General features: G+C 63.0%; 23 protein-coding genes and 2 pseudogenes. 7 read left to right on the top strand and 18 right to left on the bottom strand.

Annotation, left to right across the window (positions count from 1 at the left end; all coding sequences use genetic code 11):
- Positions 1 to 9: 9 nt before the first annotated feature.
- The 3 genes from BFP99_RS20195 to BFP99_RS20185 form a co-directional block, all read right to left on the bottom strand.
- Positions 10 to 1173, bottom strand: a complete 1164-nt coding sequence (locus BFP99_RS20195; protein WP_065948001.1) for an MFS transporter — start codon at positions 1171 to 1173, stop codon at positions 10 to 12.
- 22 nt (positions 1174 to 1195) lie between these two features.
- Positions 1196 to 2077, bottom strand: coding sequence for a transporter (locus BFP99_RS20190; protein ID WP_141690802.1), 882 nt, complete (start codon positions 2075 to 2077; stop codon positions 1196 to 1198).
- Positions 2078 to 2209: 132 nt separating this feature from the next.
- Positions 2210 to 3187, bottom strand: a complete 978-nt coding sequence (locus BFP99_RS20185) for a helix-turn-helix transcriptional regulator (RefSeq protein ID WP_065923943.1) — start codon at positions 3185 to 3187, stop codon at positions 2210 to 2212.
- A 264-nt stretch (positions 3188 to 3451) separates the two neighbouring features.
- On the opposite strand from BFP99_RS20185, the pseudogene BFP99_RS33890 reads away from it, so the two are divergent.
- Positions 3452 to 4114, top strand: a pseudogene (locus tag BFP99_RS33890) (PAS domain-containing protein); the annotation flags it as partial.
- Positions 4100 to 4411: pseudogene (locus tag BFP99_RS34165) on the top strand (methyl-accepting chemotaxis protein); the annotation flags it as partial. The pseudogenes BFP99_RS33890 and BFP99_RS34165, both read left to right, overlap by 15 nt.
- A 45-nt stretch (positions 4412 to 4456) precedes the next feature.
- Here the strand turns inward: BFP99_RS34165 and BFP99_RS20175 are convergent.
- Positions 4457 to 5785: a hypothetical protein gene (locus tag BFP99_RS20175; RefSeq protein WP_065948000.1), complete on the bottom strand. Its 1329-nt coding sequence runs from the start codon at positions 5783 to 5785 to the stop codon at positions 4457 to 4459.
- Between the two features lie 291 nt (positions 5786 to 6076).
- Between BFP99_RS20175 and BFP99_RS20170 the strand changes: the two genes are divergently transcribed.
- From BFP99_RS20170 to BFP99_RS20155, 4 genes are all read left to right on the top strand, one after another.
- Positions 6077 to 7576, top strand: a complete 1500-nt coding sequence (locus BFP99_RS20170; RefSeq protein WP_065947999.1) for an APC family permease — start codon at positions 6077 to 6079, stop codon at positions 7574 to 7576.
- A complete protein-coding gene (locus BFP99_RS20165) occupies positions 7521 to 8141 on the top strand; it encodes a DUF3156 family protein (RefSeq protein WP_065947998.1) in 621 nt (206 codons plus the stop codon). Before BFP99_RS20170 ends, BFP99_RS20165 begins: the two co-directional genes overlap by 56 nt.
- A gap of 116 nt (positions 8142 to 8257) precedes the next feature.
- The gene (gene feaR, locus BFP99_RS20160; protein ID WP_027603480.1) at positions 8258 to 9220 is read left to right on the top strand and encodes a transcriptional regulator FeaR; all 963 of its coding nucleotides are present in this window, start codon (positions 8258 to 8260) and stop codon (positions 9218 to 9220) included.
- A gap of 15 nt (positions 9221 to 9235) precedes the next feature.
- Positions 9236 to 9865 (top strand): TetR/AcrR family transcriptional regulator, encoded by a 630-nt coding sequence (locus BFP99_RS20155; protein WP_065923948.1) that lies wholly within the window; start codon positions 9236 to 9238, stop codon positions 9863 to 9865.
- Between the two features lie 23 nt (positions 9866 to 9888).
- Here the strand turns inward: BFP99_RS20155 and BFP99_RS20150 are convergent, their stop codons facing one another.
- The 6 genes from BFP99_RS20150 to BFP99_RS20125 form a co-directional block, all read right to left on the bottom strand.
- On the bottom strand, positions 9889 to 10659 hold the full coding sequence (locus BFP99_RS20150) for an SDR family oxidoreductase (protein WP_065947997.1): 771 nt from the start codon (positions 10657 to 10659) through the stop codon (positions 9889 to 9891).
- Positions 10652 to 11452 (bottom strand): SDR family NAD(P)-dependent oxidoreductase, encoded by an 801-nt coding sequence (locus BFP99_RS20145; RefSeq protein WP_065947996.1) that lies wholly within the window; start codon positions 11450 to 11452, stop codon positions 10652 to 10654. Before BFP99_RS20145 ends, BFP99_RS20150 begins: the two co-directional genes overlap by 8 nt.
- Positions 11445 to 12266, bottom strand: coding sequence for a molybdenum cofactor biosynthesis F family protein (locus BFP99_RS20140; protein ID WP_065923951.1), 822 nt, complete (start codon positions 12264 to 12266; stop codon positions 11445 to 11447). The genes BFP99_RS20145 and BFP99_RS20140 overlap by 8 nt, the downstream gene beginning before the upstream one ends.
- Positions 12267 to 12351: 85 nt before the next feature.
- Positions 12352 to 13011 (bottom strand): response regulator transcription factor, encoded by a 660-nt coding sequence (locus tag BFP99_RS20135; RefSeq protein WP_065947995.1) that lies wholly within the window; start codon positions 13009 to 13011, stop codon positions 12352 to 12354.
- Positions 13012 to 13068: 57 nt separating this feature from the next.
- Positions 13069 to 13434, bottom strand: coding sequence for a cupin domain-containing protein (locus BFP99_RS20130; protein ID WP_065923953.1), 366 nt, complete (start codon positions 13432 to 13434; stop codon positions 13069 to 13071).
- Positions 13435 to 13465: 31 nt separating this feature from the next.
- Entirely contained in the window at positions 13466 to 14764 is a 1299-nt protein-coding gene (locus BFP99_RS20125) for an NAD(P)/FAD-dependent oxidoreductase (RefSeq protein ID WP_065923954.1), read from the bottom strand.
- A 239-nt stretch (positions 14765 to 15003) separates the two neighbouring features.
- Here BFP99_RS20125 and hpaR point away from each other — a divergent pair, with 239 nt between their 5' ends.
- Complete coding sequence (gene hpaR, locus BFP99_RS20120) at positions 15004 to 15426, top strand: homoprotocatechuate degradation operon regulator HpaR (RefSeq protein ID WP_027603487.1); 423 nt, start codon at positions 15004 to 15006, stop codon at positions 15424 to 15426.
- Positions 15427 to 15729: 303 nt separating this feature from the next.
- On the opposite strand, the gene hpaI is transcribed toward hpaR, so the two are convergent.
- The 8 genes from hpaI to BFP99_RS20080 all read right to left on the bottom strand — a co-directional run bounded on the left by hpaI (position 15730) and on the right by BFP99_RS20080 (position 23064).
- Positions 15730 to 16533: a 4-hydroxy-2-oxoheptanedioate aldolase gene (gene hpaI, locus BFP99_RS20115; RefSeq protein ID WP_065947994.1), complete on the bottom strand. Its 804-nt coding sequence runs from the start codon at positions 16531 to 16533 to the stop codon at positions 15730 to 15732.
- 13 nt (positions 16534 to 16546) lie between these two features.
- Entirely contained in the window at positions 16547 to 17350 is an 804-nt protein-coding gene (gene hpaH / locus BFP99_RS20110; RefSeq protein ID WP_065923956.1) for a 2-oxo-hept-4-ene-1,7-dioate hydratase, read from the bottom strand.
- 12 nt (positions 17351 to 17362) lie between these two features.
- Complete coding sequence (locus BFP99_RS20105) at positions 17363 to 18667, bottom strand: MFS transporter (protein ID WP_065947993.1); 1305 nt, start codon at positions 18665 to 18667, stop codon at positions 17363 to 17365.
- A 51-nt stretch (positions 18668 to 18718) separates the two neighbouring features.
- Entirely contained in the window at positions 18719 to 19111 is a 393-nt protein-coding gene (locus BFP99_RS20100) for a 5-carboxymethyl-2-hydroxymuconate Delta-isomerase (protein WP_065947992.1), read from the bottom strand.
- Between the two features lie 45 nt (positions 19112 to 19156).
- The gene (gene hpaD, locus BFP99_RS20095) at positions 19157 to 20014 is read right to left on the bottom strand and encodes a 3,4-dihydroxyphenylacetate 2,3-dioxygenase (RefSeq protein ID WP_053139655.1); all 858 of its coding nucleotides are present in this window, start codon (positions 20012 to 20014) and stop codon (positions 19157 to 19159) included.
- A gap of 148 nt (positions 20015 to 20162) precedes the next feature.
- Entirely contained in the window at positions 20163 to 21623 is a 1461-nt protein-coding gene (hpaE, locus tag BFP99_RS20090; RefSeq protein ID WP_065947991.1) for a 5-carboxymethyl-2-hydroxymuconate semialdehyde dehydrogenase, read from the bottom strand.
- Positions 21624 to 21628: 5 nt separating this feature from the next.
- Positions 21629 to 22399 carry a fumarylacetoacetate hydrolase family protein gene (locus BFP99_RS20085; protein ID WP_065947990.1) on the bottom strand — a complete coding sequence of 257 codons (771 nt, stop codon included), beginning with the start codon at positions 22397 to 22399 and terminating at the stop codon, positions 21629 to 21631.
- Positions 22396 to 23064, bottom strand: coding sequence for a fumarylacetoacetate hydrolase family protein (locus tag BFP99_RS20080; RefSeq protein WP_065923961.1), 669 nt, complete (start codon positions 23062 to 23064; stop codon positions 22396 to 22398). The genes BFP99_RS20085 and BFP99_RS20080 overlap by 4 nt, the downstream gene beginning before the upstream one ends.
- Position 23065: the final 1 nt, after the last annotated feature.

Genomic DNA, 23065 nt, shown 5'->3' with positions numbered 1-23065 from the left:
AAGGGCCCGTCAGGCATTTGGGCGGCTGCTCAGCATCAACACCAGGGACAGCACGGTGATGCACGCCCCTGCGATCAGCAGTGATTGCAAGCCGCCGCTGGCTTCGATCATCCGGCCAGCCACGGTCGGGCCGATGGCCAGGCCGCCACCGATCACCAGGTTGGAGGTGTTCATCAATTTTCCGGAGCGGTCGAGGTCGGCCAGGCAGGCCAGGACCAGCGGCAGGATGAAGGTCCAGGTGAACTTGAAAAGCAGCGCCGCCAAGGCAAAACGCAGCATGTCGGGCTGGCCCAGCAGCAACAGCACGGCGCCTGCCATCAACGCGTACCCCAGCAGTAACAGCAACAGGCGTGGCAGACGGTCGCCGATCAGCGAGGTACAACCGGCCCCGACGATGCCCATCACCGTGGCGAGCGCCAGAATCTCGCCACTGGCCTCGGCAGAGAGGCCGGCATGGCTGCTGATGGAACCGATAAAGGTCCAGACACCGCTCAGGCTGACGTAGAAACTCAGCAGGCCCAGAATGCCCAGTGCGGCTTTCCACCGGGAGGCGAGGGCGATGCGCTCGGCGGCTTTTTCAGGCGCCGGGCTGCCCTGGGGAAAGTGCCGTGCCAGGGGCAGAAAGAGCGTCATCAAGGCGGCGAGGATCAGGTAGCAGGCTGACAACCCGTAGTGCTCGAACAGCTGGGGCAGGATGCTCAAACCGATCGCCCCGACCACCAATTGCCCCATCACCCATAACCCGTAGACACGCCCGGGATGGGCCGTGGAGGCCGCACTGGACAGGCAGATGATCATCAACGAGCCGCCGGCCAGGGCGCTGCAAAAGCGCAGTGCCAGGAGTATCGGGTAGTCGTGGGCCAGCATTGAAAGCAGGTTGGCGGCGATGAACAGCAACCCGGCCAGCAAGGCGGCGCGGCGCCAGTCGACACGCTTGAGCCACCACAGTGCCGGCAGGGTGGCCAGGCTCATGGCGCCGAGTTCGGTGGAGAACAGGTCCCCGATCTGCGACGGGCTCAACTGCCATTGCGTCGCCAGTTGCGCCGCCACGGCCGGTGCGGTCATGAGAATGGTCGGGGTGATGGCGGCGAACAGCACAATGGCTGCCAGCAATGCCAATGGGGATGAGGCGCGGGCGCGTTCATCGGTCAGCGGTTGGGTCTGGGTGTTCATGGGCAAGCTCCGATGAGGGGGTTCAGAACACATGGACCAGGCGCAGCAGCGCGTCGGTACCGTGATAGCCGTTGTCGGTGGCGACGTTCTGCGAGAGGCCGAACATCAACTGGTTCTGTTTATCCAGCCAGTGACCAACCTCGAAGCCCACCTGGGTGTAGCGCTTGTGGGTGTTGTCGATGCGCTGGTCATTGATCCGCAATTCGCCACCATCGGCGTGGATCAGTCGCAGTGCGCCGTAGGTGCTGGGTGTGAAGTCGTAGGAGGCGAAGGCTTGCAGGCGGTACAGCGGGTCCTGTTTCAGGTCGCTGCCGAAGTAGTCGTCGTTCTTGCCATAGAGTTGGGCTTCGAGGTTGGCTTCCAGCACCCATTTTTCACCGATGCCCTGGGTGTAGTTGTAAACGAAGGTGGTACCCCAGCGATTGGCACCGGGCGACACATCGGGATTGTTACCGTGGTATTCGCCCACAGGCAGGGTGATCAGGGTCAGTAGGCCGCTGTAGGTGCGCGAGGCCGGATCGTTGATGAAAAACACCGTGCCGCCGACCTGGGGATCACCGAAACCGCTTTCTGCGCTGTGCTGGCCGGCACCCGGCAGGCGGGCGTTGATGTCGGCGAAAGGCACGATGAACTGTGGGGTACAGAGGGTGCCGCAGAGGTCGGTGAAGAATACTTGGCGGTACGCCACGGCGTTGACCTTCAGGTCGGCCTTGCCGGTGCTGTCGGCCGGGCCGTGGAAGTCACTGGCGCGGCTTGCCGGCAGGTACAGCACGCCCAGGCTGGTACCCGAGGGGGCGCCGAAAAAGTCCCGGGCGTTGAGGTCGGCCGCACTGGCGTGCAGGCTCGACAGGCCGCCGAGCAGGGCCAGTATGGTGGTGCGGGTGAAGGTGTGGATCATGGGCATGGCATCTCTTCTTTGAGGTGTTGTGTGGCGAACGGCTCGCCCGTGGGTGGCAGAGGGGACAAAAAAAGCGCAAAGGTGTCCCGTGGCCGTCAAAACGACAGCGAAAAAGTCAGCGCGGGTCAGTGGTGCCGATCAGTCAGGCGGGGCGTGCAGCAGATGGGCGATTCGGGCTTTGTCCTTGACCCCGAGTTTGCTGTAGATGGCGCGGATGTGATGGCGCACGGTATTGGGCGACATGCCCAGGTCGCGGGCGACTTCCTTGTAGGTCTTGCCTTCGCCGAAACCCTGGGCCACCGCATTCTCCCGAGGGCTCAGTTGCATCAGCACCGTACGGCTGCGGGCGGCCAGCAGGAGCAGGTCGCCGACCGTCGAGGCCTCGACCTGCAGGTGCTTGCCGTCATAGCCCCCGGCGTCCATCGCGACCGGCAGGCAAGGGCCGGTCCAGTCCGGCCATTCGCTCAGCAGCAAGTCGACGAAGCCACGTTCCGTACAGTGCAGGGTGCCGCGCTGGTCGCACACGGCAAGTGCGAGATTGCGCGGGTGGGTGAGGGCTTCGCGCATGGCGACCAGGGTACGAATCTGATTGGCCGAGACCGCCGCCACCAGGTGCCGCATGAGGTTGTTCAGCAGCAGGCAGTCCTGCTCGGTAAAGCGTGGGGCGTCGGGCGCCCGGTAGAGCGTGAGGTGATCGCTGAGGTGGGTTTGCGGGTCGATGTACACGACGCACAGCAATTCACCGATCGCGTAGCACGAGCCGAGCCAGTTGAGCCCCGGGCCGTTGGCGGGGTTGCGCATGTCGACGATGACCGCTTGCCCCGGCACGTCGTTGACCCTGGCAATGGTCACATCGATATGACGAATCGATTGCCAATCGGCCAGGTAGCTGCGGGGCAGGTTGTAGAGGTAGGAGCTGTGTTCTTCCGGCAGACCGTCAATCAGCGCAGCCCGGCCCCACCAGGCGCTGTCGAAGGGCAGTAGTTGGCGGATGCAGCTCAGCGCCGCTTCGTGGAAGTGTTCTATGTCTTTGTCCTGCGCCAGGCGTTGGAGCTCCAGTGTCATCGCGCTGAATGCCTCCAGCAGGCTGGCGTGACCATGATCATGACGGCTCATTCGTATGTACCTCTGTGCGACATTCTTATTGTTTTCGTCACGAAGTCATTAAGGGCCGGAACGTCGTTTGGACGTGGGCAGGGCCTGGAGACAAGTATCGACGGGTTGAAAGCCGATCACCATCCTACAGATGCACGATAGCGCCCGACGCAGGGTTTTTTTGGATGGCAGCCACGCGCAAAGGCCTTGCAGGCTCGTACAAGCAATCACGCTCGGTTTGCGATCAGATCCGGGGTTTCGACTCGATCAGAAAGGGCCAGGCCGATGTTCTTCAAGAAAAAACAGCCGATGCAGGACCTTGCCGCCGTCCTCAAGCAACTGCTGGCGGGAGAGGTGTTGGGAACCCAGGCACTGCACGCTTATCCGTCGGTGCAGGCCGACCTGGAGCAACTCGCCACACAACGTGCGCGGGCTGCGCGGCAGTTGCTGTTGCTCGAGGAATCAGCCCGCGATCAGGCTGCCGAAGGGGCGCGCAGCGAACAGGCACTTGCCGTGCTTCGCCGGCAACTGGAGCAGGCCGGGCAGCGTGAACAGGCGCTGGAAGCCGAGTTGCGTGAGCATGCGCAGCGCGCCCTTGCGCATCAACACGAGACGCAGATCTGGGAGCTGCTGCTCTGCACCATGACCGAAGGCTGCTGGGACATCACCGTGGTCAACGGTGACGTGCAGGATCCCGCCAGTCGCATGCGGATTTTCAATCAGTTCCGTCTGCTCCTGGGCTACGCGCCCCATGAGCTGCCCGATGGCTGGGACGCGCAGGTCAGCATCACCCACCCCGATGACCTGCCGAAGATCATGGCGATCTTCGATCGGGAAATCCTTGCGCCCCAGGGCAGCGGTGAGTACGTGTTTGAATACCGGATGCGCCACAAGACCCGTGACTACATCTGGTGCCGCGAGCGTGGGCGAGCGGTGCGCGATGCCCAGGGGCGTTTGACGCGGGTGATCGGCGCGGTACGCGATATCAGCGACGAGCAGTCGGCGAAGACCACCCATCAACAGCTGCTCGCACACAATCAGGCCACCTATGGCCAGATCGCCACGGTGGTGAGTGTGATCAAGGGCATTGCCGACCAGACCAACCTGCTGGCCTTGAACGCCGCCATTGAAGCGGCCAGGGCCGGCGAGGTCGGGCGCGGGTTCTCGGTGGTGGCCGATGAGGTGCGCAAGCTGGCGGAAAACACCCGTCAGGCGACCCATCAGATCCAGACGATGCTGCATCAGCACGAACGCTAGGAGGGAGCTGCGTTGCGCAGCTCCTGAGGCCGGTCAGAAGGGCACGGCCACCGTCAACTGGCTGTAGAGGTTGGTGCCGTTGCCACCCACTTGGTTACCGCCGGAGTCGGCATCCTTTTTGGGTTGGTAGATGCCCACCAGCGGGCTGATGATCAGGTGGCTGTTGACCGCCCATTCGGCGTACAGGTCCAGCTCCCGGGCGTCGAGGTTCAGCGCGTCGTGTTTGCGCAGGGTATTGAAGTCGAAGTACAGCGCGCCGACCGTCAGGTTCTCCAGGGGCGTCGCCTTGAGGCCGACGTGATGGATGCCGGTATTGCTGTTGAACGGGCCGGCATAGTTGGAGGCGACTTCACCCTGGAACCAGGTGCCATAGCCGGTGCTGAGCCCGGTGAACAGCGGGTCCCATTTTTGCGAGTAGCGCGTGTAGCGGTAGGTCACTTTTGGCGACCAACCGACATCGGCGAAGGTGTAGCCGGCCTCGGCGTACCAGGCTTTTTCCGGCCCCGCGTCCTTGTCTTGCCAGGCGTATTCGAAGGCGAAGCTGGCGTTGTCGATACCGGCGCTGCCTTCGCCGCGCACGCTGTAAGTGTCCAGGCCCTCGCGCTGTTTCTGGAAGTCGCTGGCCCACTGGTCGGTGACGTTCATGCCGTGGACCCAGGTCAGCCCCAGCGTGCCGGCGGCGGCCGTGTAGTCGAGGGTGCCCGCCGCCAGTTCGGTTTCGGCCTGGGCGCGGTTGTCCGACTTGAGCCACAGCACCGAGCCGTGCAGGCCCTCTTGCCCGCCCAGGCGCAGCACCGCCGTGCGGTCGAAGGCGTGGCGTGCCGCGAGGTAATAGGCGCCGCCACGGTTCAGTGCACCGTCAGCCGGGCCTTTGCCGAGGTTGGGTCCGTCGTCGTTGATCAGGAACCCCCGGCCGATCTTGACCACCTGGCGCCCGATGGAAAAATCCACACCGTCCTTGCCCAGCGCCGGAAACAGATCGGCCGAGCGCCATCCCAGGTAGGCGTCTTCGATTTTGGTGGTGCGTTCGCTGCCATCGGTGTTGCCCGCCGCATCGCCGTCGCCCCAGGTGCCGGAGCTGACCCAATTGAGCGCGCCATACGCGGTACCGTGCCCGGCCAGGCCCTGGTCGCCGCTCACCCCGTACTTGATGAAACCCTCGCGCCAGGTCGAGCCGCCCGCTGTGCCGTCGTAGTTGTGACGGCTGTTGAACAGGCCGTAGACCGCCAGGAAGTCCGCATTCAGGTGGGTGTCCTCGTCGGCGTATAGCTCATAGGCCTGGGCCGGTGAATGGCCGATCAACAGCGCGATACCCAGGCCGACGGCCAAGGATTGCGTGCGTATTTTCAAGGTGTGCTCCATTGTTATAGTCCCCAGCATGGTTAGGTCGAGGGCGCATTAAGATGACCCCAGGCGGAGGAAGTCTTTCACCTGCGTGCCACGCAATTGATCCTGCCCGCCAAGCCGTATGCCTTGGCAGGCAGCAACAAAAGCCACGGCAGACATGGGCAAGACGCTCGGTGCTCGGGAAGTGCACAGTGATTTTGCGCACGATGCCGTTTCGATCAGGGACTGGCTGGGGAGGGCTTTATCGCCGGCTCCTTGAACGGCTCGATGCATCCACTCAGAAATCCGCTTTCGAGGATCCGCACCATGTCGATCAATGACCGACTTACACAGCATTTGAAACGCGGCAGCGTCGGGTTTCCGACCGCGCTGGCCAGCACCATTGGCCTGATCATGGCCAGCCCGGTGATTCTCACCGCGACCATGGGCTTCGGTATCGGCGGCAGCGCCTTCGCGGTGGCCATGCTGATTGCGGTGGTGATGATGCTGGCCCAGGCAACCACCTTTGCCGAGGCCGCCTCGATCCTGCCGACCACCGGCTCGGTCTACGACTACATCAATTGCGGCATGGGTCGTTTCTTTGCGATCACCGGCACCCTGTCGGCGTACCTGATCGTGCATGTGTTCGCCGGCACCGCCGAGACGATTCTGTCCGGGGTCATGGCCCTGGTGAACTTCGAACACCTCAACACCCTGGCGGAGTCCGCCGGCGGCTCCTGGTTGCTGGGAGTGGGGTTTGTCGTGGTGTTCGGTGTTCTCAATGCCTTTGGCGTCAGCGCCTTCGGCAGGGCCGAGATCATCCTGACTTTCGGCATGTGGACCACCCTGATGGTGTTCGGCGTGCTCGGCCTGATCGCGGCCCCGGCGGTGCAGCTGGAGGGCTGGTTCGGCGTATCGCTGGTGGGTACCGACCTGGTCACCATTCTGTCGCTGGTGGGCATGGCCATGTTCATGTTCGTCGGTTGCGAGTTCGTCACGCCGTTGGCCCCGGACCTGCGCAACTCGGCCAAGGTCATGCCCAAGGCCATGATTTTCGGCTTGTTGAGCGTGGCGACCTGCATGTTCATCTATGGCGCGGCGATGAAGCGCCAGGTGGAAAACGTGGTGCTGGATGCCGCCACCGGCGTGCACCTGCTCGACACGCCCATGGCGATCCCACGCTTTGCCCAGCAGGTCATGGGCGATATTGGCCCGTTGTGGCTGGGGATCGGTTTCCTGTTCGCCGGTGCCGCCACCATCAATACGCTGATGGCGGGTGTGCCGAGGATTCTCTACGGCATGGCGGTGGACGGCGCGTTGCCCAAGGTCTTCACTTATTTGCACCCGCGCTTCAAGACGCCGCTGCTGTGCATCCTGGCGGCGATGCTGATTCCGTGCCTGTATGCCCTGTGGTTGGGCGGCAACACCGACAACATCATGCACCTGGTGCTGGCGGCGGTGTGTGCGTGGAGTTTCTCTTATCTGCTGGTGACGCTGTCGGTGGTGATCCTGCGCATTCGCCGTCCGGACCTGCCACGGGCCTATCGCTCGCCGTTCTTTCCGTTGCCACAGGTCCTTTCCAGCGTCGGCATCTTACTGGGCATGTGGTTCATTACCCCGCCGGGCATGAACCCTGCGGACATTTATGTGCCGTTCGGGGTGATGCTCGGGATCACGGCTTCATATGCGCTGTTCTGGACACTGGTGGTACAGAAGGTCAATCCATTCAAGCCGGCTTCGGTAGAAGAAGTGCTGGCCAAGGAGTTTTCCCATGAGCCTGGCAACCCTCACAACCCTTATCTCGAGCAGGCTGCAAAAGCTGTCTGAGCTGTTCAGCGCCCAACGGGCCCCGTCCGGTTACCGGCCTGGGGTCACGCTTGAGTACGTGCGGCGCAACCTCGGGCTGGCGAGTTTCACCTCGACGGGGCCAGCCCAGGCAAGGTTTTGCCTGGACGACATCGGCCTTCAGGTCGACGTGGCCGAGCGCACCGAAGCGCAATTGCTGATGCACCTGGTGATGACCGAATTCAGGTTCACGGTGCCCGCCTCAGAGCAGGGCAGTGCGCGCTTTGAACTGCACCACAGCGGGTCGATCCGGCGCACGGGGCTGGCCTGCCGGCAACGGGCGGGAGCGCCGGATTTGCTGGCCAGGCTCCAGGCGGCCTTGAACGATGACCCCGACCTGCATCAAGCGTTGATGGGGCTGGACTTCAAGCGCATGCACCTCGATTTGAGCGGGCAGCAATGGCACGTACGGCTTGAACACATGGGTGGCAGCGAGGTGGTCAACCGCATGCCGGCGTTCCGGCGCTACATCCCCTTGAGCGGCGCACAGCGGGCCGGGCTGCTCACGGTACTGGCGGGTTTGCAGCGGGTATTGGGCGCGCTCTGAGTCGAGCAATTGGCATCATTAGTGCTTCTACAGTCGGTATCACGTACTTGTTGCGCCTATATAGATAACATGTTAACTATTGGCCGACAAAAACAAGAAACCATTGTGGAGATGCCATGAGCACCTATCAGTCTGCGCACTATGGGTTGGAAACCTGGACTCGGGATCTGCGAGCGGCCTGCGGCCATTTCGACACGGAACTGGCCTTCAACCGCTCACTGTTCATCGGTGAGGTGTCCAAGCACTCCCGGGGCGGCCTGTCACTGGCCAACCTGCGCACCAACGCCGGCCTGATCAAACGCGAGCGGCCCAATGCCGATCACGATATGGACCAGCATTGCTTCCTGGTCAGCCAGCGCAGTGGCTATTGCCAGATCACCCAGAACGGCCAGGTCATTCAATTGGCCCCCGGCGATATGCTGCTGATGGACTCCACGGGTTCGATCGAGATCAGCCCGTTTGGCCTTATCGAACATGCCTCGCTGTCACTCTCGCGCAATGAAGTGTGCAAGCAGCTGGGCAGCGCCTCGAAAACCTTCGGCAAGATCTCTTCGAGCAAGGCCTGCGGGCGCATGCTCCACGTGTTGATGGACCAGCTGTGCCGCGAGGGCCTGGAGGGTCAGGATTCGATTGAAGAGGCCGAGGCGCTGCAAGCGGCGTTTGTCTCCCTGCTCGGGTCAGCCTTTGAACTGCATGACGCCCCAGGCGACAGCGGCGTGTCCTTGCAGGGCAGCAACCTGCGCAGTTATGTGCAGAAAGTCATCGACGAGTCCCTGACCCAACCCGGCCTGAGCCCGGTAGGCCTGGCCAGCCGCCTGAACATCTCAGTGCGGCATTTGTACCGCTTGTTTGAAGAACAGGACGACAGCGTCTGCCGCTACATCCAGCGTGCGCGGCTCAAACGCAGCGCGGACGACTTGACCAACCCGTTCCTCAAGAGCGAGTCGATCACCTCGATTGCCTACAAGTGGGGCTTCACCGATTCTGCGCACTTCAGCCGCTCGTTCAAGAAGCAATTCGAGCTGTCGCCCAAGGATTTTCGTTCCACTCATCTGCAGCAAGCGGTCGGTGCGGCATAGGGTATCGATGGATCAATGAAACCGCTCACCCTGTCGGCCCATAACATTTGCGCAGTCGCGGTCGAACACTTTGCCGCTTACGGCTACGACGCTTCATCGCTGAACGAAATCGCGGTCGGGGCGGGCATGCGCAAGGCCTCGCTGTACGCGCACTTTGTCAGCAAGGACGCGCTGTTTCAGACGGTCTTCGAGATTGCCCTGGCCCATGAACATCAGTACATCGCGCAGTGCTTCAAGGAAGAGGCCGGGCACCCCGGCGTGCCTGGGCAATTGCACCTTGAGCGGTTGCGCGGGCGCTATGCGGGGTCGGCGCACCTGCGCTTCCTGTTGCGCACGGCCTACTTTCCGCCGGCGGATATTCGCAGCGTGATTACGGCAGGATTTGAGGGCTACCTGGCGAGCATTCGCGAGGATTTCCAGCGTGCCGCGCAAGGGCGGTACAGGATGGTACGGCCCGAGGCGCTCGAGGTGTTTTGTGACGCTTACCTGGGTATCGTCGACAGCCTGCATGTGGAGCTGATCTATTCGACGCCCCAGGGTTACGTCAAGCGGCTTGCGGCGTTGTCGCGGGTGTTCAGTGATTCACTGTCGCTGCTTGAAGGGGCGAGCGCTATTCAACGGATACACCGCCCCTCCCAGATTTGATCCGGTTTACATCCCGACAGAGGTCACTTCACCTCTGGCAACGTCGAGCCGCCGTCCACCACGATGGTCTGCCCGGTGATGTAGGTCGCCAGGTCGGAGGCCAGGAACAGCATGGCCCCGGCAATATCCTGAGCGGCACCGAGGCGTCCCAGGGGCACGCGGCTGGCGATGTCGGCATTGACCTGGCTGTCGCCCAGGTTATCCATGGCCGGCGTGGCAATCATCCCTGGCTCGACGCCGTTGACGCGTACCTGGTAAGTCGCCAGCTCCAGCGCGGCATTGCGGATAAAACCGTTGACCCCGGCCTTGGACGCCGCGTAGTGGCTGAGCCCCGCATAGGCAACCCGTGGCCCGGTGACCGATGAGGTGACCAGCACGCAGCCACCGCCCTGGCGTTGAAACATCGGCAAGGCGGCCTGGGTCAGCCAGAACAGGGCCGAGAGGTTGACCGCCAGCGTGCGTTCAAGAACGGCCGGGGTGATCTGCGCGAACGCTGTCAACGGAAAGTAGCCGGCGTTGTGCACCAGGATATCCAGGCGGCCCCAGTCCTGTTCTATAGCCTTGATGCCTTCGAACACCGCCGTCGCCTCGGCCAGGTCCAGCGCGATGGCCTCGACCCGGCAGCCGCGCGCACGCAAGCCCTCGGCCAATGCCTGGGCTTGTGCCAGGCGCAGGTCGGCGATCATGACGCGGGCGCCACGCCAGGCGAACGCCTCGACGATGGCCTGGCCGATACCCTGGGCGCCGCCGGTGACCAGCACGGTCTTGCCGCTGAAATCCAAGTCTTCAGGCATGTGCACGCTCCATATGGACGTAAGCCAGTGTGGGCACATCGACGATGCTCGAACCGCCATCGGCGACCACGCTGGCCCCGGTGATGATCGCGGCATCCGGGCTGGCCAGGAAGCGGCACACCTTGGCGATTTCCTCGGCGCTGGCGGGGCGCCGCAACGGCACGTCGGCGCATACGCGGGCATAGGCTTGCGGCAGGGTGTCGCCGTGGAAGCTCATCAACGGCTGCATTTCCTCGTCGGCCATGGGCGTGGTAACCCAGCCGGGACACACCGCGTTCACCCGCACACCGCGTGGGCCGTAGTCCCGCGCCAGGGAGCGATTGAGCCCGAGCAGCGCATGCTTGGCGGTGGTGTAGCCGCATACTTCGGGTCCGGCGGCCAGGGAGGCGATGGAGCCGAGCAGCACGATATTGCCGGCGCTTTCGATCAGCAGCGGCAGGCAGGCGCGGGCGCTGTAGAACGCGCTGTCCAGATTGCTGCGCAAGGCCGCCTCCCAGGTGTGTGGGCTGGTCTGGGTGGCGCTGCCCATGCCATGCCCGCCGGCGCAGGCCAGCAGCACATCGAGGCGGCCGTAGCGCTGACCAATCTGCGCAACGAAACGCTCCCAGGTGGCCGGGCAGGCCGCATCGCCGACCAACACCAGGCCGCCGGTGTCCTGCGCAACTTGCTCCAGGGGCTCGCGGCGACGGCCGATGAGCACCAGGTTGGCCCCTTCGGCGGCGTACAAGCGCGCGCAGGCGGCACCGATGCCCGTGCCGGCACCGGTGATGACAACGGTGCGTGGATCAGGCATCGGGATACTCCGTGCGGTTGAGCACTTGGCAGTAGGAGCTGACTGGAAAGTTCGACAGCTCATCGAACGACGCACCGGCATAGCCGAAGATCTTGCCGTCGCTGCGGTGCTGTTGCAGGTCGATCAGCACCAGGCCGAGGGTCGGGATGATCTTTTCGCGCCAGACGAACAGGTACAGCTGATCGGCGATCTTGTAGTAGTGGCAGCGATCGGTATCGCACAGGCCTTGCTCCACGCCCTTGAGGCATTGCCAGGCATAGAACTGATCGTTCAGGTAGATGTGCTCGTAGACTTCGCTGGGGCTGTAGCGATACAGATTGCGCAGGCCGGTCAGTTCCTGGGTGGGCGCGTGGGGGCATTGGCCCGGCTGCCAGGGTTGATCCAGGCTGCCGTGCAGGAAGTCCACGTCCACCGAGGTCAGGGCCTTGCCGGCCAGGGCGCGGCTGTAGAGGCCTTGCTCGGTTTGTTCGCGGTCCGGCATGCGCCCGATCACGGCGGTGAACGACGACGTGGTGGTGTCCAGCACCAGGCTGATGGACCAGGCCTGGCCGGCTTCATGCTTGATGAAGTCGACCAGGTACAGGCCCGGGCGGACCGAGGTGGCGCGGTAGGCGGCCGAACCGCTGGAGTGACCGTCGGCGGCGTGCCAGTGCAGCTGCTCGGTGTCGAAGCGATGCTCGATCTGCCAGCCGTTGGCGAAGTGCAGGGTGAAGGCCTTGCCGTTGAGGTCGGCAAGGTTGGGCAGGATAAACGCGTCGGGGGCAAAACCATCGGCGAGGGCGCCTACGGTGATCCAGTCGGATGAAGTGGTCATTGCATGGCTCCGGTTGAGGGAATGGACACCCCGGATCATGCGGTTGGCAACCTGGCGCGCCTATCAACCAAAGGGTTGAGGCGGCTTAAAGAAACAGCGCGGCGACCAGTTCGGTACGACTGCTCACACCCGTTTTGCGAAACAGGTGGATCAAGTGGGTCTTGATGGTCGGCAGGCCGACATCCAGCTCCAGGGCCAGTTGCTTGTTGCTCGCACCCTGACGCAATAACCAGGCAATCTGGCGTTCCTTGGGCGTGAGACCGGCCAATGCATCGTCGCAGGGCTGCATATTGGCCACCGCCATTTGCAGCAATGCCTGCAAGGCATTGAGCTGAGCCAGTTGGTCGGAGGTAAACACCCCTTGCTCCGCCGTGCGCAGCAAGGAGATGGCCGCCTGGGGCTGGTCGGCGCGATGGGCGACGATCTCCACCACATCGACCACACCGTAGCGTTGCAGGAAGTCTTGATAGCGGCGGCTGTCACGCAGGGGCTGGCGGGCCATGGCGAACCCCAGCGGCACCACCGCCAGCCCGCTGGACAGGCAATTGCGCGGTTGCAACGGGTCGAATTGGCGGTAGTTGTCCAGGTAGTCGCGGTGCATCTCACCGCTCATGCCTTGCAGCCTGAAATCACGGGCCTGCAACTGGCGGTCCACGCAATAGAACGCTGCCTGGCTGGCGGGCACCAGTTGAGTGAAAGCCTGCAGGCAATGGCCGGCGACTTCCTGAGCGGGGATGGCGTGCATGGTCAGTCACCTGCGCCGGAACAAACGCTGCCGGCCGAAGCCGGCAGAGGGGAGCGATCAGACTACCGCGAAATAGTGCTTCACAAAACTCTCGCTTACCACCTCCCACAGCACCGGCGTGCCCTTGGTCACGAACCAGCTGTCGCCGGCTTTGTAGCGGGTACTCTGGCCAGTACTTTCGTCGGTCAGCACCACTTCGCCGGTGACCACGGTGGCTTGTTCGGCGAACGGGTAGACCATGCGGAACTTGCCTTGGGTGGTGCCGAAATAGGCGCTGCTGACGGCGTCGGTCGGGGCGCCGAAGGTCATTTTGCCAAAGGCTTTGACTTCGCCTTCGAGGATCTCGGAGCCGAGGTCGGCAACGGTGCCCCAGGCATCGAGGTCCGATAATTGGATGTCTTTCTTCAGGGTGGTAACGGGCATGGCAGTTCTCCTGTGAATGAAACAGCGGGGCTCAACGGCGACCGTTGAAATAGCCCGAAAGTTGATGAAGGCTTTTGCCGGCCGTGAGCAGCAGCGGGCGGATATGGTCCTTGCCCAGGATCTGCGCATGCTTGACCGCGCTGATCAGGTCGTAGCGCGACGAGCCTTCGCTCATGCCCTCGGCCAAGACCTTGCAGATGATGTGGCTGGGCGTGACCCCGAAGCCGGCGTAGCCCTGCACATAAAAGGCATTCGGGCGCCCGCTGAGCGTGCCGATCTGCGGGAACAGGTTGGCCCCGGTTGCCATCGGCCCGCCCCACGCCAGGTCGATCTTCACGTCCTTGAGGTAGGGGAAAATCTTCAGCATCAGGTTGCGGTTCCAGGCTTTGAGGTCCAGCGGGATGTGCTCGACGAAAGGTGTGGCGGCACCGAACAGCAAGCGGTTTTCGTTGGTGACCCGGTAGTAGTCGATCACCGGGCGAATATCGCTGTAGGCGCCGCGTATCGGGCTGATGCGGTTGATCATCTCGTCCGACAACGGCTCGGTCATCAACTGGAAGGCATAGGTATTGACGGTGGTCTTGTGCAGTTCCGGTTCCAGCTTGTTGAGGAAACTGTCGCAGGCCCACAGCAACTTGGAGGCTTTGACCGAGCCGCGGCCGGTGCGCACGGTGATGCGTTCGCCATAACTGACTTCCAGCGCCGGGCTGTGCTCAAAGATGCGCACACCGTGGCCGGCCAGGGCCTTGGCTTCGCCCAGCAGCAGGTTCAGCGAGTGCACGTGCCCGCCGCCCATGTGCAGCAGCGCGCTGGTATAGGCGTCGGAACCGATGATCTGCTTGACCTCGGACCCCGCCATAAAGCGGATTTCGTCCTTGGTGTTGATCGACTTGAAGTCCTTCTCCCAGGCGCGCAGGGTTTTTTCCTGGCGGGCGTTGAAGCCCATGTAGCCGTAGCCGTGGCAGAAATCGGCGTCGATCGCGTACTTGGCGATGCGATCCTTGATGATGCCGGCGCCCAGCTCGCTGATTTCAAAGATCTGGCGCAGGCCTTCGTCGCCGACTTGTTGCTTGATCTTCTCCAGGTCATGGCCGATCCCCGCCATGATCTGCCCGCCATTGCGGCCCGTGCCGCCGAAACCCAGGTAGCGCGCTTCGAGCACCACAATGTTGGTGATGCCTTTTTCGGCGAGTTCCAGTGCGGTGTTGATGCCGGAGAAACCGCCGCCAATCACCACCACATCGGCTTCCACGTCCTGTTCGAGGGTGGGGAAGCTGAGGTTGTATTTCTTGGTTGCCGAGTAGTAGGTCGGCGTTTCGATATTGATCATGGCGCAGCCTGGAAAAGTGAAGGGAAACTCACTGCAGAGCCGACACGAAGCTCTGTGCCTGTTGGGGTGTATTAAGTGCCTTCCGAGCGGTAGGTGTCTTGATTCTGTGTGCCGCCGCTCTTGACCGTGGCTGCCAATCATCAACCCTGAATCCGGCCGCGCGGTAAAGCCGCACACGGGCAACAATCGCCAATGCTAGAATGTTGTTAATCTGTTAACCAATTGCGACGCCGCCATCCATGTCCAAACCGCGCCAATCCCTGACCCTCACTTTGCTCCATGCGCGTGAAGCCGCCATGGGGTTTTTTCGCCCTTCGCTCAATCAACACGGGCTGACCGAGCAGCAATGGCGGGTCATTCGGATCCTCAGCCAGCATGAGGAGCTTGAGATCAACCGCCTGGCCGAGCTGGCGTGCATTCTCAAGCCGAGCATGACCGGGGTGCTGGTGCGCATGGAAGCGGCAGGCATGGTGGAGCGGCGCAAGGCGCAACAGGACCAACGCCGCGTGCTGGTGCGGCTGGCCGAGAAGGGGCAAGCCTGTTTCGACTCAATGAGCCAGAGCATGGAAGCCAATTACCAGCGCTTGCAGGCGGGGTTTGGCGAGGAGAAGTTGCAGACGTTGCTGACCTTGCTCAACGAACTGAAAACCCTCAAGCGCTAGTTAAACTACCCCCCGTGGATACCGTCTTATCCAACACCGCGCAAATCCTACGAATGCCAACCCCCCACCAAGGTCTCCCCCCGTAGCAGCTGCCGAGCGCAAGCGAGGCTGCGTCAGGCGCGCTGCCGATTCAGGCTCGAGTCGCGGCCGACGCAGCCTCGCCGAGGCTCGACAGCTGCTACGAATGCCACGGTCTACCCTCGTAGCAGCTGCCGAGCGCAAGCGAGGCTGCGTCAGGCGCGCTGCCGATTCAAGATCGAGTCGCGGCCGACGCAGCCTCGCCGGGGCTCGGCAGCTGCTACGTTAGTAGACGCCGCCGGCCGCGCTGTCAGGCGCCGGTGAATCCTTGAAGGCCGCTGCCAGGCTTTGCAGCCCGCGCATCAGCACCGTGGTGTCGACGCCCACCGCCACGAACGCCGCACCCAGTTCGATGTAGCGTCGGGCCAGTGCCTGGTCGGCGCTGAGAATGCCGGCGGCTTTGCCGGTGTTGCGGATGCGCGCGATGGCGTCTTCGATGGCGGCCTGCACCTCGGGGTGGCCGGGGTTGCCGCGATGGCCCATCGAGGCGCTCAGGTCCGCCGGCCCGATAAACACCCCGTCGACGCCTTCCACCGCCGCAATCGCCTCCAGGTTGGCCAGGCCCTCGCGGTTTTCGATCTGCACCAGCAGGCACATCTGCTCATCGGCGTGGTCGAGGTAACCGGCAATGCTGTTCCAGCGTGAAGCCCTGGCCAGCGCACTGCCGACGCCGCGCACGCCCTTGGGCGGATAATGGATGGCTTTCACCAGCGTACGCGCCTGTTCTGCGCTCTCCACCATGGGCACCAGCAAGGTCTGTACGCCAATGTCGAGCACTTGCTTGATCAACGCGGTGTCGCCGATCACCGGGCGAATCACCGGCTGGCTGGGGTAGGGCGCCACGGCCTGGAGCTGGCCGAGCATGCCGCGCAGGTCGTTGGGCGCATGTTCGCCGTCGATCAGCAGCCAATCGAAACCGGCGTTGGCGGCCAGTTCCGCGCAATAGGCATCGGCCAGGCCCAGCCACAGGCCGATCTGGGCTTCCCCGCTGCGCAGGCGATGTTTGAAGGTGTTGACAGGCATGTCCATGAGCACTCTCCGGTTAAACGAATCGGCAGGCAATCGAACCCAGCATGTCGTAGTCGACATGGAAGGTATCTCCAGGGTTGGCCGCCACCGGACGGGTGAAGGAGCCACCCAGGATGATTTGTCCGGGTTGCAGGGTGACGTCATAGGCGGCCAGTTTATTCGCGAGCCAGGCCACGCCCTTGGCCGGGTGATTGAGCACGGCGGCGGAGACGCCGGACTCTTCGATCACGCCATTGCGGTAGAGCACCGCGGGTACCTTGCGCAAGTCGATCTCGGTGGGGCGCACGGCCCGCCCGCCCATGACCACGCCGGCGTTGGCGGCATTGTCGGAGATGGTGTCGAAGACCTTGCGGGTCGCCTTCGTGTGCGGGTCGACCTGCTGGATGCGTGCATCGATGATCTCCAGTGCCGGGATCACCCATTCGGTGGCGTCGAGCACGTCGAACACCGTCACGTTCGGGCCTTTCAGCGGTTTGCCCAGGATAAACGCCAGCTCCACCTCGACGCGCGGCACGATAAAGCGCTCGAAGGGGATGTCGGTGCCTTCATCGAAGAACATGTCGTCCAGCAGCGCACCGAAATCCGGCTCGGTGATATTGGACGAGACCTGCATGGCCCGGGAGGTCAGGCCGATCTTGTGGCCGACCAGCTTGCGCCCGTCCCTGATTTTCTGTTCCACCCAGGCGCGCTGGATGGCGTAGGCGTCTTCGAGGGTGATTGCCGGGTGATCGAGGGAAAACTGACGCACCTGTTCGCGTGAACGTTCGGCCTGGTCGAGGCGCGCGGCGGCTTGCAAAATGAGCGATTGATCAAGCATGGCAAGAGTCTCTTATTGAGGGTTGACGATGGCTGCCCGGGTGCGCAGCACCAGCAGGCCACCGAGAGCAATCAGCAGCGCCAGGACGTACAGGGCCAGGCTGGCGCTCTGGGTGGTGTCGCGCATCCAGCCGATCAGGTAGGGCGCGAAGAATGACGCGATGCTGCCGAACGAGCTGATCAGGGCGATCCCGGCGGCCTGGGTGTTATTGGAGAGGAACGCGGGAGGCAGTTGCCAGAACATCGGCAACGCCGCGCTGGCGCCCATGCCGGCGACGATCAGGCCGCCCAGCACCACGGCCGGGTTGGCGGGGGCGAGCCCGGCGATGGCAATGCCCACGGCCGACATCAGCAAGGGCACACACAGGTGCCAGCGGCGTTCACGCTGGCGGTCGGATGAGCGCCCGCAGCCAATCATGAAAAAACACCCGGCCAGGTACGGCACCGCACTGAGCAGGCCGACCTTGCCGTCGCTGCCGATGCCGGCACCGTGGATCAGCGTCGGCATCCAGAACGCCAGGGTGTTGACCGCCAGCATCACCGCGAAGTACACCGCCACCAGCAGCCACACCTGTGGGTTGCGAAGAATCGCGGAGAACGAGGTGATGGATTTGCGGTGTTCTTCCTGGTGCAGTTGCTCGCGCAGGTGTTGCTTCTGTTCCGGCGCCAGCCACTTGACCGTCTCGAAGCTGTCCGGCAGGCACTTGAGCACCACCAGCCCGAGCAGAATCACGGGGGCGCCTTCGATGACGAACATCCATTGCCAGCCGCGCAGGCCGCCCAGGTCGTGGAAGTGTTCAAGGATGCCGCCGGAAAGCGGGCCGCCGATCACCCCGGCCATCGGTACTGCGATGGCAAACAGGGCGGTGACTTGCGCGCGACGCCCGGCCGGGTACCAGCGGTTCAGAAACACCAGGATGCCCGGGAAGAAACCGGCCTCGGCCACCCCCAGTAAAAAGCGCAGCACATAGAAGCCCATGGCGCCGTCGATCAGGAACATGCAGGTCGACAGCACGCCCCACACCACCATCAGCGTGGCAATCCACCGCCTGGGGCCGACACGGTCCAGGGCCATGTTGCTGGGGACGCCAAACAACGCATAGGCCACGAAGAACAGGCCGGCGCCGAAGCCATAGACGGTGTCGCTGAAGTTCAAGTCCGCGCTCATCTGCATCTTGGCGAAGCCGATGTTGATGCGGTCGAGATGGGCGAAGAGGTAGCAGATCAGCAACAACGGCATCAGCCGCCAGGTGATGGTGCTGTGAGTGCGGTCGCGTGCGACCTGGCCGAGGTTGTCGGCGGTATGGGCTGTGCTCATGGTTTTATACTTTTTATCTGAGAGGCCGAGGGTGTGAACGGGCAGGGCGCCTTAACCGACCTGCGCCTTGAGGAACGCATGCACGTTGTTCTGCTTGAAGTTGAGCTGCTCGTGCAGTTCGATCATTTCAAATGACAAGGCCAGCAGGCGCTGGGCCTGAAGATCGGCGAAGTGCTGGGTGATGACCTCGAACAGGCGCTCGGCGACGTGCTGCCGTGTCGCCAGGTCGCGGCCATGGCCGACCTTCAACGTCATGTGCACGAACGCGTAGTCATGCTTGCCGTCGGCCATGCGCCAGGTGTCCAGGCGCACGCCACGGCTGCGGATGCCGCCCAGGGGAAACACGCCGCTGGCGCCCAGGCTGGCGTGGACTTTTTCAAACAGGCCCGGCAGGTCCGCCTGCTGTTCAATGTTGTCAGTGTATTCAGCGATGAAGTGAGGCATGAACGGCTCCTTCAGGCCGCGCGGGGATGCCGCGCGGCCATGCGGTCAAACAGGGAAAATGGCGTTGATCTGCCCGGTGCCCGAGCTGCCGAAGGGCGCGGTGATGATCTCGGCCGGCTTGTCGTAGTCCGGCCCGCCGAGCAAACCCAGGAGCATGGCGGTGTCGTGCATCTTGCCTTCGCCAAAGCAATGCTCGGCGTAGTCCGGGAGCATGGCGCAGAACTCTTTCCAGCGGCCCTGGCGCCACAGTTCCACCACATGCAGGTCGACCTGCTTGTCGAATTCACGGGTCCAGTTATGGATATTGGCTTCGGCATTGCGGTCGTCGGAGAAGCGGTGCGACAGCGAACCCGAGGCCAGCACCACGACTTTGCGGTCGCTCTTCTCGATGGCCCGGCGCACGGCGGCGCCGAAGGTGAAGCTGTCTTGCAGGCGATGCCAGGCACACCAGGCGGCAATCGAAACGACGTTGAATGTCTGCTCGTCCGGTACGCCCATGTGCATGTAGCGCATCGGTACCAGGGTGCCGTATTCCAGCTCCAGGCTCGGGATGTTGTGGGCCAGGGTACGCACGTCGGCGGCATTGGCCTCGGCGGCGATCAGCTCGCCCAGCTCCGGGCAGCCGGGGTATTCGTACGCCATGTTCTTGATGAAGTGCGGCAGTTCGTTACTGGTGTAGATGCCCTTGAAGTGCTCGCCGCTGTTGACGTGATAGGCGCTGTTGACCAGCCAGTGCACGTCGAACACCACGGCGGTATCGGCGCCCAGCTCGCGGGCGCGCCGACCGATTTCCTTGTGCCCGGCAATCGCCGCTTCGCGGCAGCCGTGGTGCTTGCCAGGCAGCTCCGACAAATACATCGAGGGTACGTGGCAGATCTTTGCTGCCAGAACTACTTCGCCCATGATCATTCTCCTGAGTATTTATTCTTTTGTAGGAGCGAGCTTGCTCGCGAAAAACATCAACGATAACGCAGCACTTCTGTTAGCCGGCGGCGCCTGCGGATTCTTCACGAGCAAGCTCGCTCCTATAGGACGCGTTGTTGTGTCCGGGTTACACGCCCCAGCGTGGAATGTGATGGCTGCCCATCGAGATGCACACGTTCTTGATCTCGGCGAACACTTCGAAGCTGTACTGGCCGCCTTCACGGCCGGTGCCGGAGCCCTTCACGCCGCCGAACGGTTGGCGCAGGTCGCGCACGTTCTGGCTGTTGATGAACACCATGCCCGCTTCGATGCCATAGGCCAGACGATGCGCCTTGCCGATGTCCTGGGTCCAGATGTAAGACGCCAGGCCGTATTCGGTATCGTTGGCCAGTTGCAAGGCTTCGGCTTCGTCCTTGAACGGGATCAGGCACACCACCGGGCCGAAGATCTCTTCCTGGGCGATACGCATGGAGTTGTCCACGTCAGCGAACACCGTGGGCTGGATGAACTGGCCTTTGCTCAGGTGCGCCGCCAGGTTGGCCGGACGCTCCAGGCCACCGGCGAGGAGGGTGGCGCCTTCTTCAAGGCCGATCTTGATGTAACCGGTGACCTTGTCGTAGTGGGCCTGGGTGATCATCGAGCCGACCTGGGTTTTCGGGTCCTGGGGGTCGCCGACGATCAGGCGTTTGGCGCGCGCGGCGAACTCGGCGACGAACTGCGGGTACACGCTTTCCTGGATAAATATCCGGCTGCCGGCGGTGCAGCGCTCACCGTTCAACGAGAAGATGGTGAACAACGCAGCGTCGAGGGCGCGCTCCAGGTCGGCATCTTCGAAGATCAGCACTGGCGACTTGCCGCCCAGTTCCATGGAGTACTTTTTCAGCCCGGCGGTCTGCATGATTTTCTTGCCGGTGGCGGTGCCGCCGGTGAAGGAAATCGCGCGTACATCGGGGTGACGCACCAGGGCATCGCCAGCGGTGGCGCCGTAACCCTGGATGACATTGAGCACGCCTTTTGGAATCCCGGCTTCCACCGCCAGGCGCCCCAGTTCGTTGGCGGTCAGCGGCGACAGCTCGGACATTTTCAGCACCGCGGTATTGCCCAGGGCCAGGCACGGCGCGGTTTTCCAGGTGGCGGTCATGAACGGCACGTTCCACGGCGACACCAGCGCGCAGACACCCACCGGCTGGTACAGGGTGTAGTTGAGCATCTGGTCATCGACCGGGTAGCTGTGGCCGTCCATGCGCGTGCAGACTTCGGCGAAAAAATCGAAGTTGTGCGAGGCGCGGGGAATCAATACGTTTTTGGTCTGGTGAATCGGCAGGCCGGTGTCGAGGGTTTCCAGTTCGGCCAGGTGCGGCACGTTCTGTTCGATCAGTTCGCCGAGCTTGCGCATCAAGCGCGCCCGTTCCTTGGCCGGGGTGCCGGCCCATTTCGGGAAGGCTTCCTTGGCCGCCGCCACGGCTTGCGCGACTTCCTCGGCGCCGCCGCTGGCGACTTCACCGATGGCTTCGCCGGTGGCCGGGTTGTAGTTGACGAACACGTCTTTGCTTTCGACCTCACGGCCGTTGATCCAATGTTTGATCATGCTGCTCAAGCCTCTTTACGGGCGCTGAAGAACGCCGCTTCGCTGACAATTCGGTTAACCAGGCGGCCTACGCCTTCGACTTCCACAATCACTTCATCGCCAGGCACGACGTCGGCCAGGCCTTCGGGCGTGCCGGTGGCGATCATGTCGCCGGGTTGCAAGGTCATGAAGCTGGACAGGTATTCGATCAGGTAGGGAATGTCGAAAATCATGTCCTGGGTGCTGCCTTCCTGGCGCAGCTCGCCGTTGATCCAGGTGCGCAGTTTCAGGTTGCTCGGGTCCGGCACATCGGCCACATCGACGATCCACGGGCCGACGGGCGTGGTGGCGTCGCGGTTTTTCACGCGCAGGTTGGGTCGGTAGTAGTTTTCCAGGTAGTCGCGAATGGCGTAGTCGTTGCACACGGTGTAGCCCGCCAGGTAATCCAGGGCGTCTTCGCGCTTGACGTTGCGCGCCGGCTTGCCGATGACGGCCACCAGCTCGCACTCGTAGTGCATGTAGGCGACGTTATCCGGGCGCCAGGTCACCTGGTTGTGGCCGGTGTACGTGCCCACGGACTTGATGAAGGCCAGGGGTTCGGTCGGCGGCTTGAAAGCCAGTTCAGCGGCGTGGTCGGCATAGTTCAGGCCCAGGGCGAACATGCTGCCGGTCGCCGGTGGCAGCCATTGCACCTGGTCTTCGGCCAGCAGGCGACCGTCGGCCAGGCGCACGGCGTTTTCAGCTTCGACCTGTACCGAATGGACTTCACCTTCAAAGCGAATACGGGCGTGTTTCATGAGAGCTCCTCTGCCTTGATGTGGTTGACCAGGCGGCCGAGGCCGCTGATCTCGACCTCCACGGTGTCGCCGGGCTGCACATCCACCCGGCCTTCGGGCGTGCCGGTGATCAGCACATCGCCCGCGTGCAGGGTCATGAATTCGCTGATCTCGGCGATCAGCAATGGAATATTGCGCACGAAGTTGGCCGTGGTGTTGTGCTGGCGAACCTCGCCGTTGACGTACAGGGTGATCGCAAGATTGTGCGGGTTCGACACCTGCCCTGTGGGTATCAGCTCGGGCCCGATGGCGCAGAACCCATCGCGGCATTTGGCTTTGACGGCGGGGCGGTAGTAGCTGTCTTCCGGCAGGCTGAACTCATTGACGAGGGTGTAGCCGGCCACGTAGTCGAGGGCTTCATCTACGCTGACGCGGCTGGCGCTCTTGCCCATCACCACCCCCAACGCCGGCCCAGGTTGCAGGCGTTCGCCCTGGCCGGGATGCACCACCTCGGCGCCGTGCTGGTTGCGGGTGTTGGGCGTCTTGATGAACAGCACCGGCTTGACCGGCGGTTTCTGGTACGGCGGCTGTTCGAATTCGGCGAGGCGCTGCTTGAGCAACCCCTGGTAGTTCAGCGCGACACCGAAAAGGGTGCCGGTCGCGATGTCATGCAAGGCACGGCTCATG

Origin of the sequence: Pseudomonas sp. 1 R 17 (assembly GCF_900067035.1) — a bacterium.
Taxonomy (GTDB): domain Bacteria; phylum Pseudomonadota; class Gammaproteobacteria; order Pseudomonadales; family Pseudomonadaceae; genus Aquipseudomonas; species Aquipseudomonas marginalis.
Note: the sequence above shows the minus strand (reverse complement) of the source record. Positions and strands in the feature narration are given on the sequence as shown.

Coding starts and splice junctions, on each gene's coding strand:
- BFP99_RS20195 (WP_065948001.1), bottom strand. CDS start 1,173: ATGAACACCCAGACCCAACCGCTGACCGATGAACGCGCCCGCGCCTCA.
- BFP99_RS20190 (WP_141690802.1), bottom strand. CDS start 2,077: ATGCCCATGATCCACACCTTCACCCGCACCACCATACTGGCCCTGCTC.
- BFP99_RS20185 (WP_065923943.1), bottom strand. CDS start 3,187: ATGAGCCGTCATGATCATGGTCACGCCAGCCTGCTGGAGGCATTCAGC.
- BFP99_RS20175 (WP_065948000.1), bottom strand. CDS start 5,785: ATGGAGCACACCTTGAAAATACGCACGCAATCCTTGGCCGTCGGCCTG.
- BFP99_RS20170 (WP_065947999.1), top strand. CDS start 6,077: ATGTCGATCAATGACCGACTTACACAGCATTTGAAACGCGGCAGCGTC.
- BFP99_RS20165 (WP_065947998.1), top strand. CDS start 7,521: ATGAGCCTGGCAACCCTCACAACCCTTATCTCGAGCAGGCTGCAAAAG.
- feaR (WP_027603480.1), top strand. CDS start 8,258: ATGAGCACCTATCAGTCTGCGCACTATGGGTTGGAAACCTGGACTCGG.
- BFP99_RS20155 (WP_065923948.1), top strand. CDS start 9,236: ATGAAACCGCTCACCCTGTCGGCCCATAACATTTGCGCAGTCGCGGTC.
- BFP99_RS20150 (WP_065947997.1), bottom strand. CDS start 10,659: ATGCCTGAAGACTTGGATTTCAGCGGCAAGACCGTGCTGGTCACCGGC.
- BFP99_RS20145 (WP_065947996.1), bottom strand. CDS start 11,452: ATGCCTGATCCACGCACCGTTGTCATCACCGGTGCCGGCACGGGCATC.
- BFP99_RS20140 (WP_065923951.1), bottom strand. CDS start 12,266: ATGACCACTTCATCCGACTGGATCACCGTAGGCGCCCTCGCCGATGGT.
- BFP99_RS20135 (WP_065947995.1), bottom strand. CDS start 13,011: ATGCACGCCATCCCCGCTCAGGAAGTCGCCGGCCATTGCCTGCAGGCT.
- BFP99_RS20130 (WP_065923953.1), bottom strand. CDS start 13,434: ATGCCCGTTACCACCCTGAAGAAAGACATCCAATTATCGGACCTCGAT.
- BFP99_RS20125 (WP_065923954.1), bottom strand. CDS start 14,764: ATGATCAATATCGAAACGCCGACCTACTACTCGGCAACCAAGAAATAC.
- hpaR (WP_027603487.1), top strand. CDS start 15,004: ATGTCCAAACCGCGCCAATCCCTGACCCTCACTTTGCTCCATGCGCGT.
- hpaI (WP_065947994.1), bottom strand. CDS start 16,533: ATGGACATGCCTGTCAACACCTTCAAACATCGCCTGCGCAGCGGGGAA.
- hpaH (WP_065923956.1), bottom strand. CDS start 17,350: ATGCTTGATCAATCGCTCATTTTGCAAGCCGCCGCGCGCCTCGACCAG.
- BFP99_RS20105 (WP_065947993.1), bottom strand. CDS start 18,667: ATGAGCACAGCCCATACCGCCGACAACCTCGGCCAGGTCGCACGCGAC.
- BFP99_RS20100 (WP_065947992.1), bottom strand. CDS start 19,111: ATGCCTCACTTCATCGCTGAATACACTGACAACATTGAACAGCAGGCG.
- hpaD (WP_053139655.1), bottom strand. CDS start 20,014: ATGGGCGAAGTAGTTCTGGCAGCAAAGATCTGCCACGTACCCTCGATG.
- hpaE (WP_065947991.1), bottom strand. CDS start 21,623: ATGATCAAACATTGGATCAACGGCCGTGAGGTCGAAAGCAAAGACGTG.
- BFP99_RS20085 (WP_065947990.1), bottom strand. CDS start 22,399: ATGAAACACGCCCGTATTCGCTTTGAAGGTGAAGTCCATTCGGTACAG.
- BFP99_RS20080 (WP_065923961.1), bottom strand. CDS start 23,064: ATGAGCCGTGCCTTGCATGACATCGCGACCGGCACCCTTTTCGGTGTC.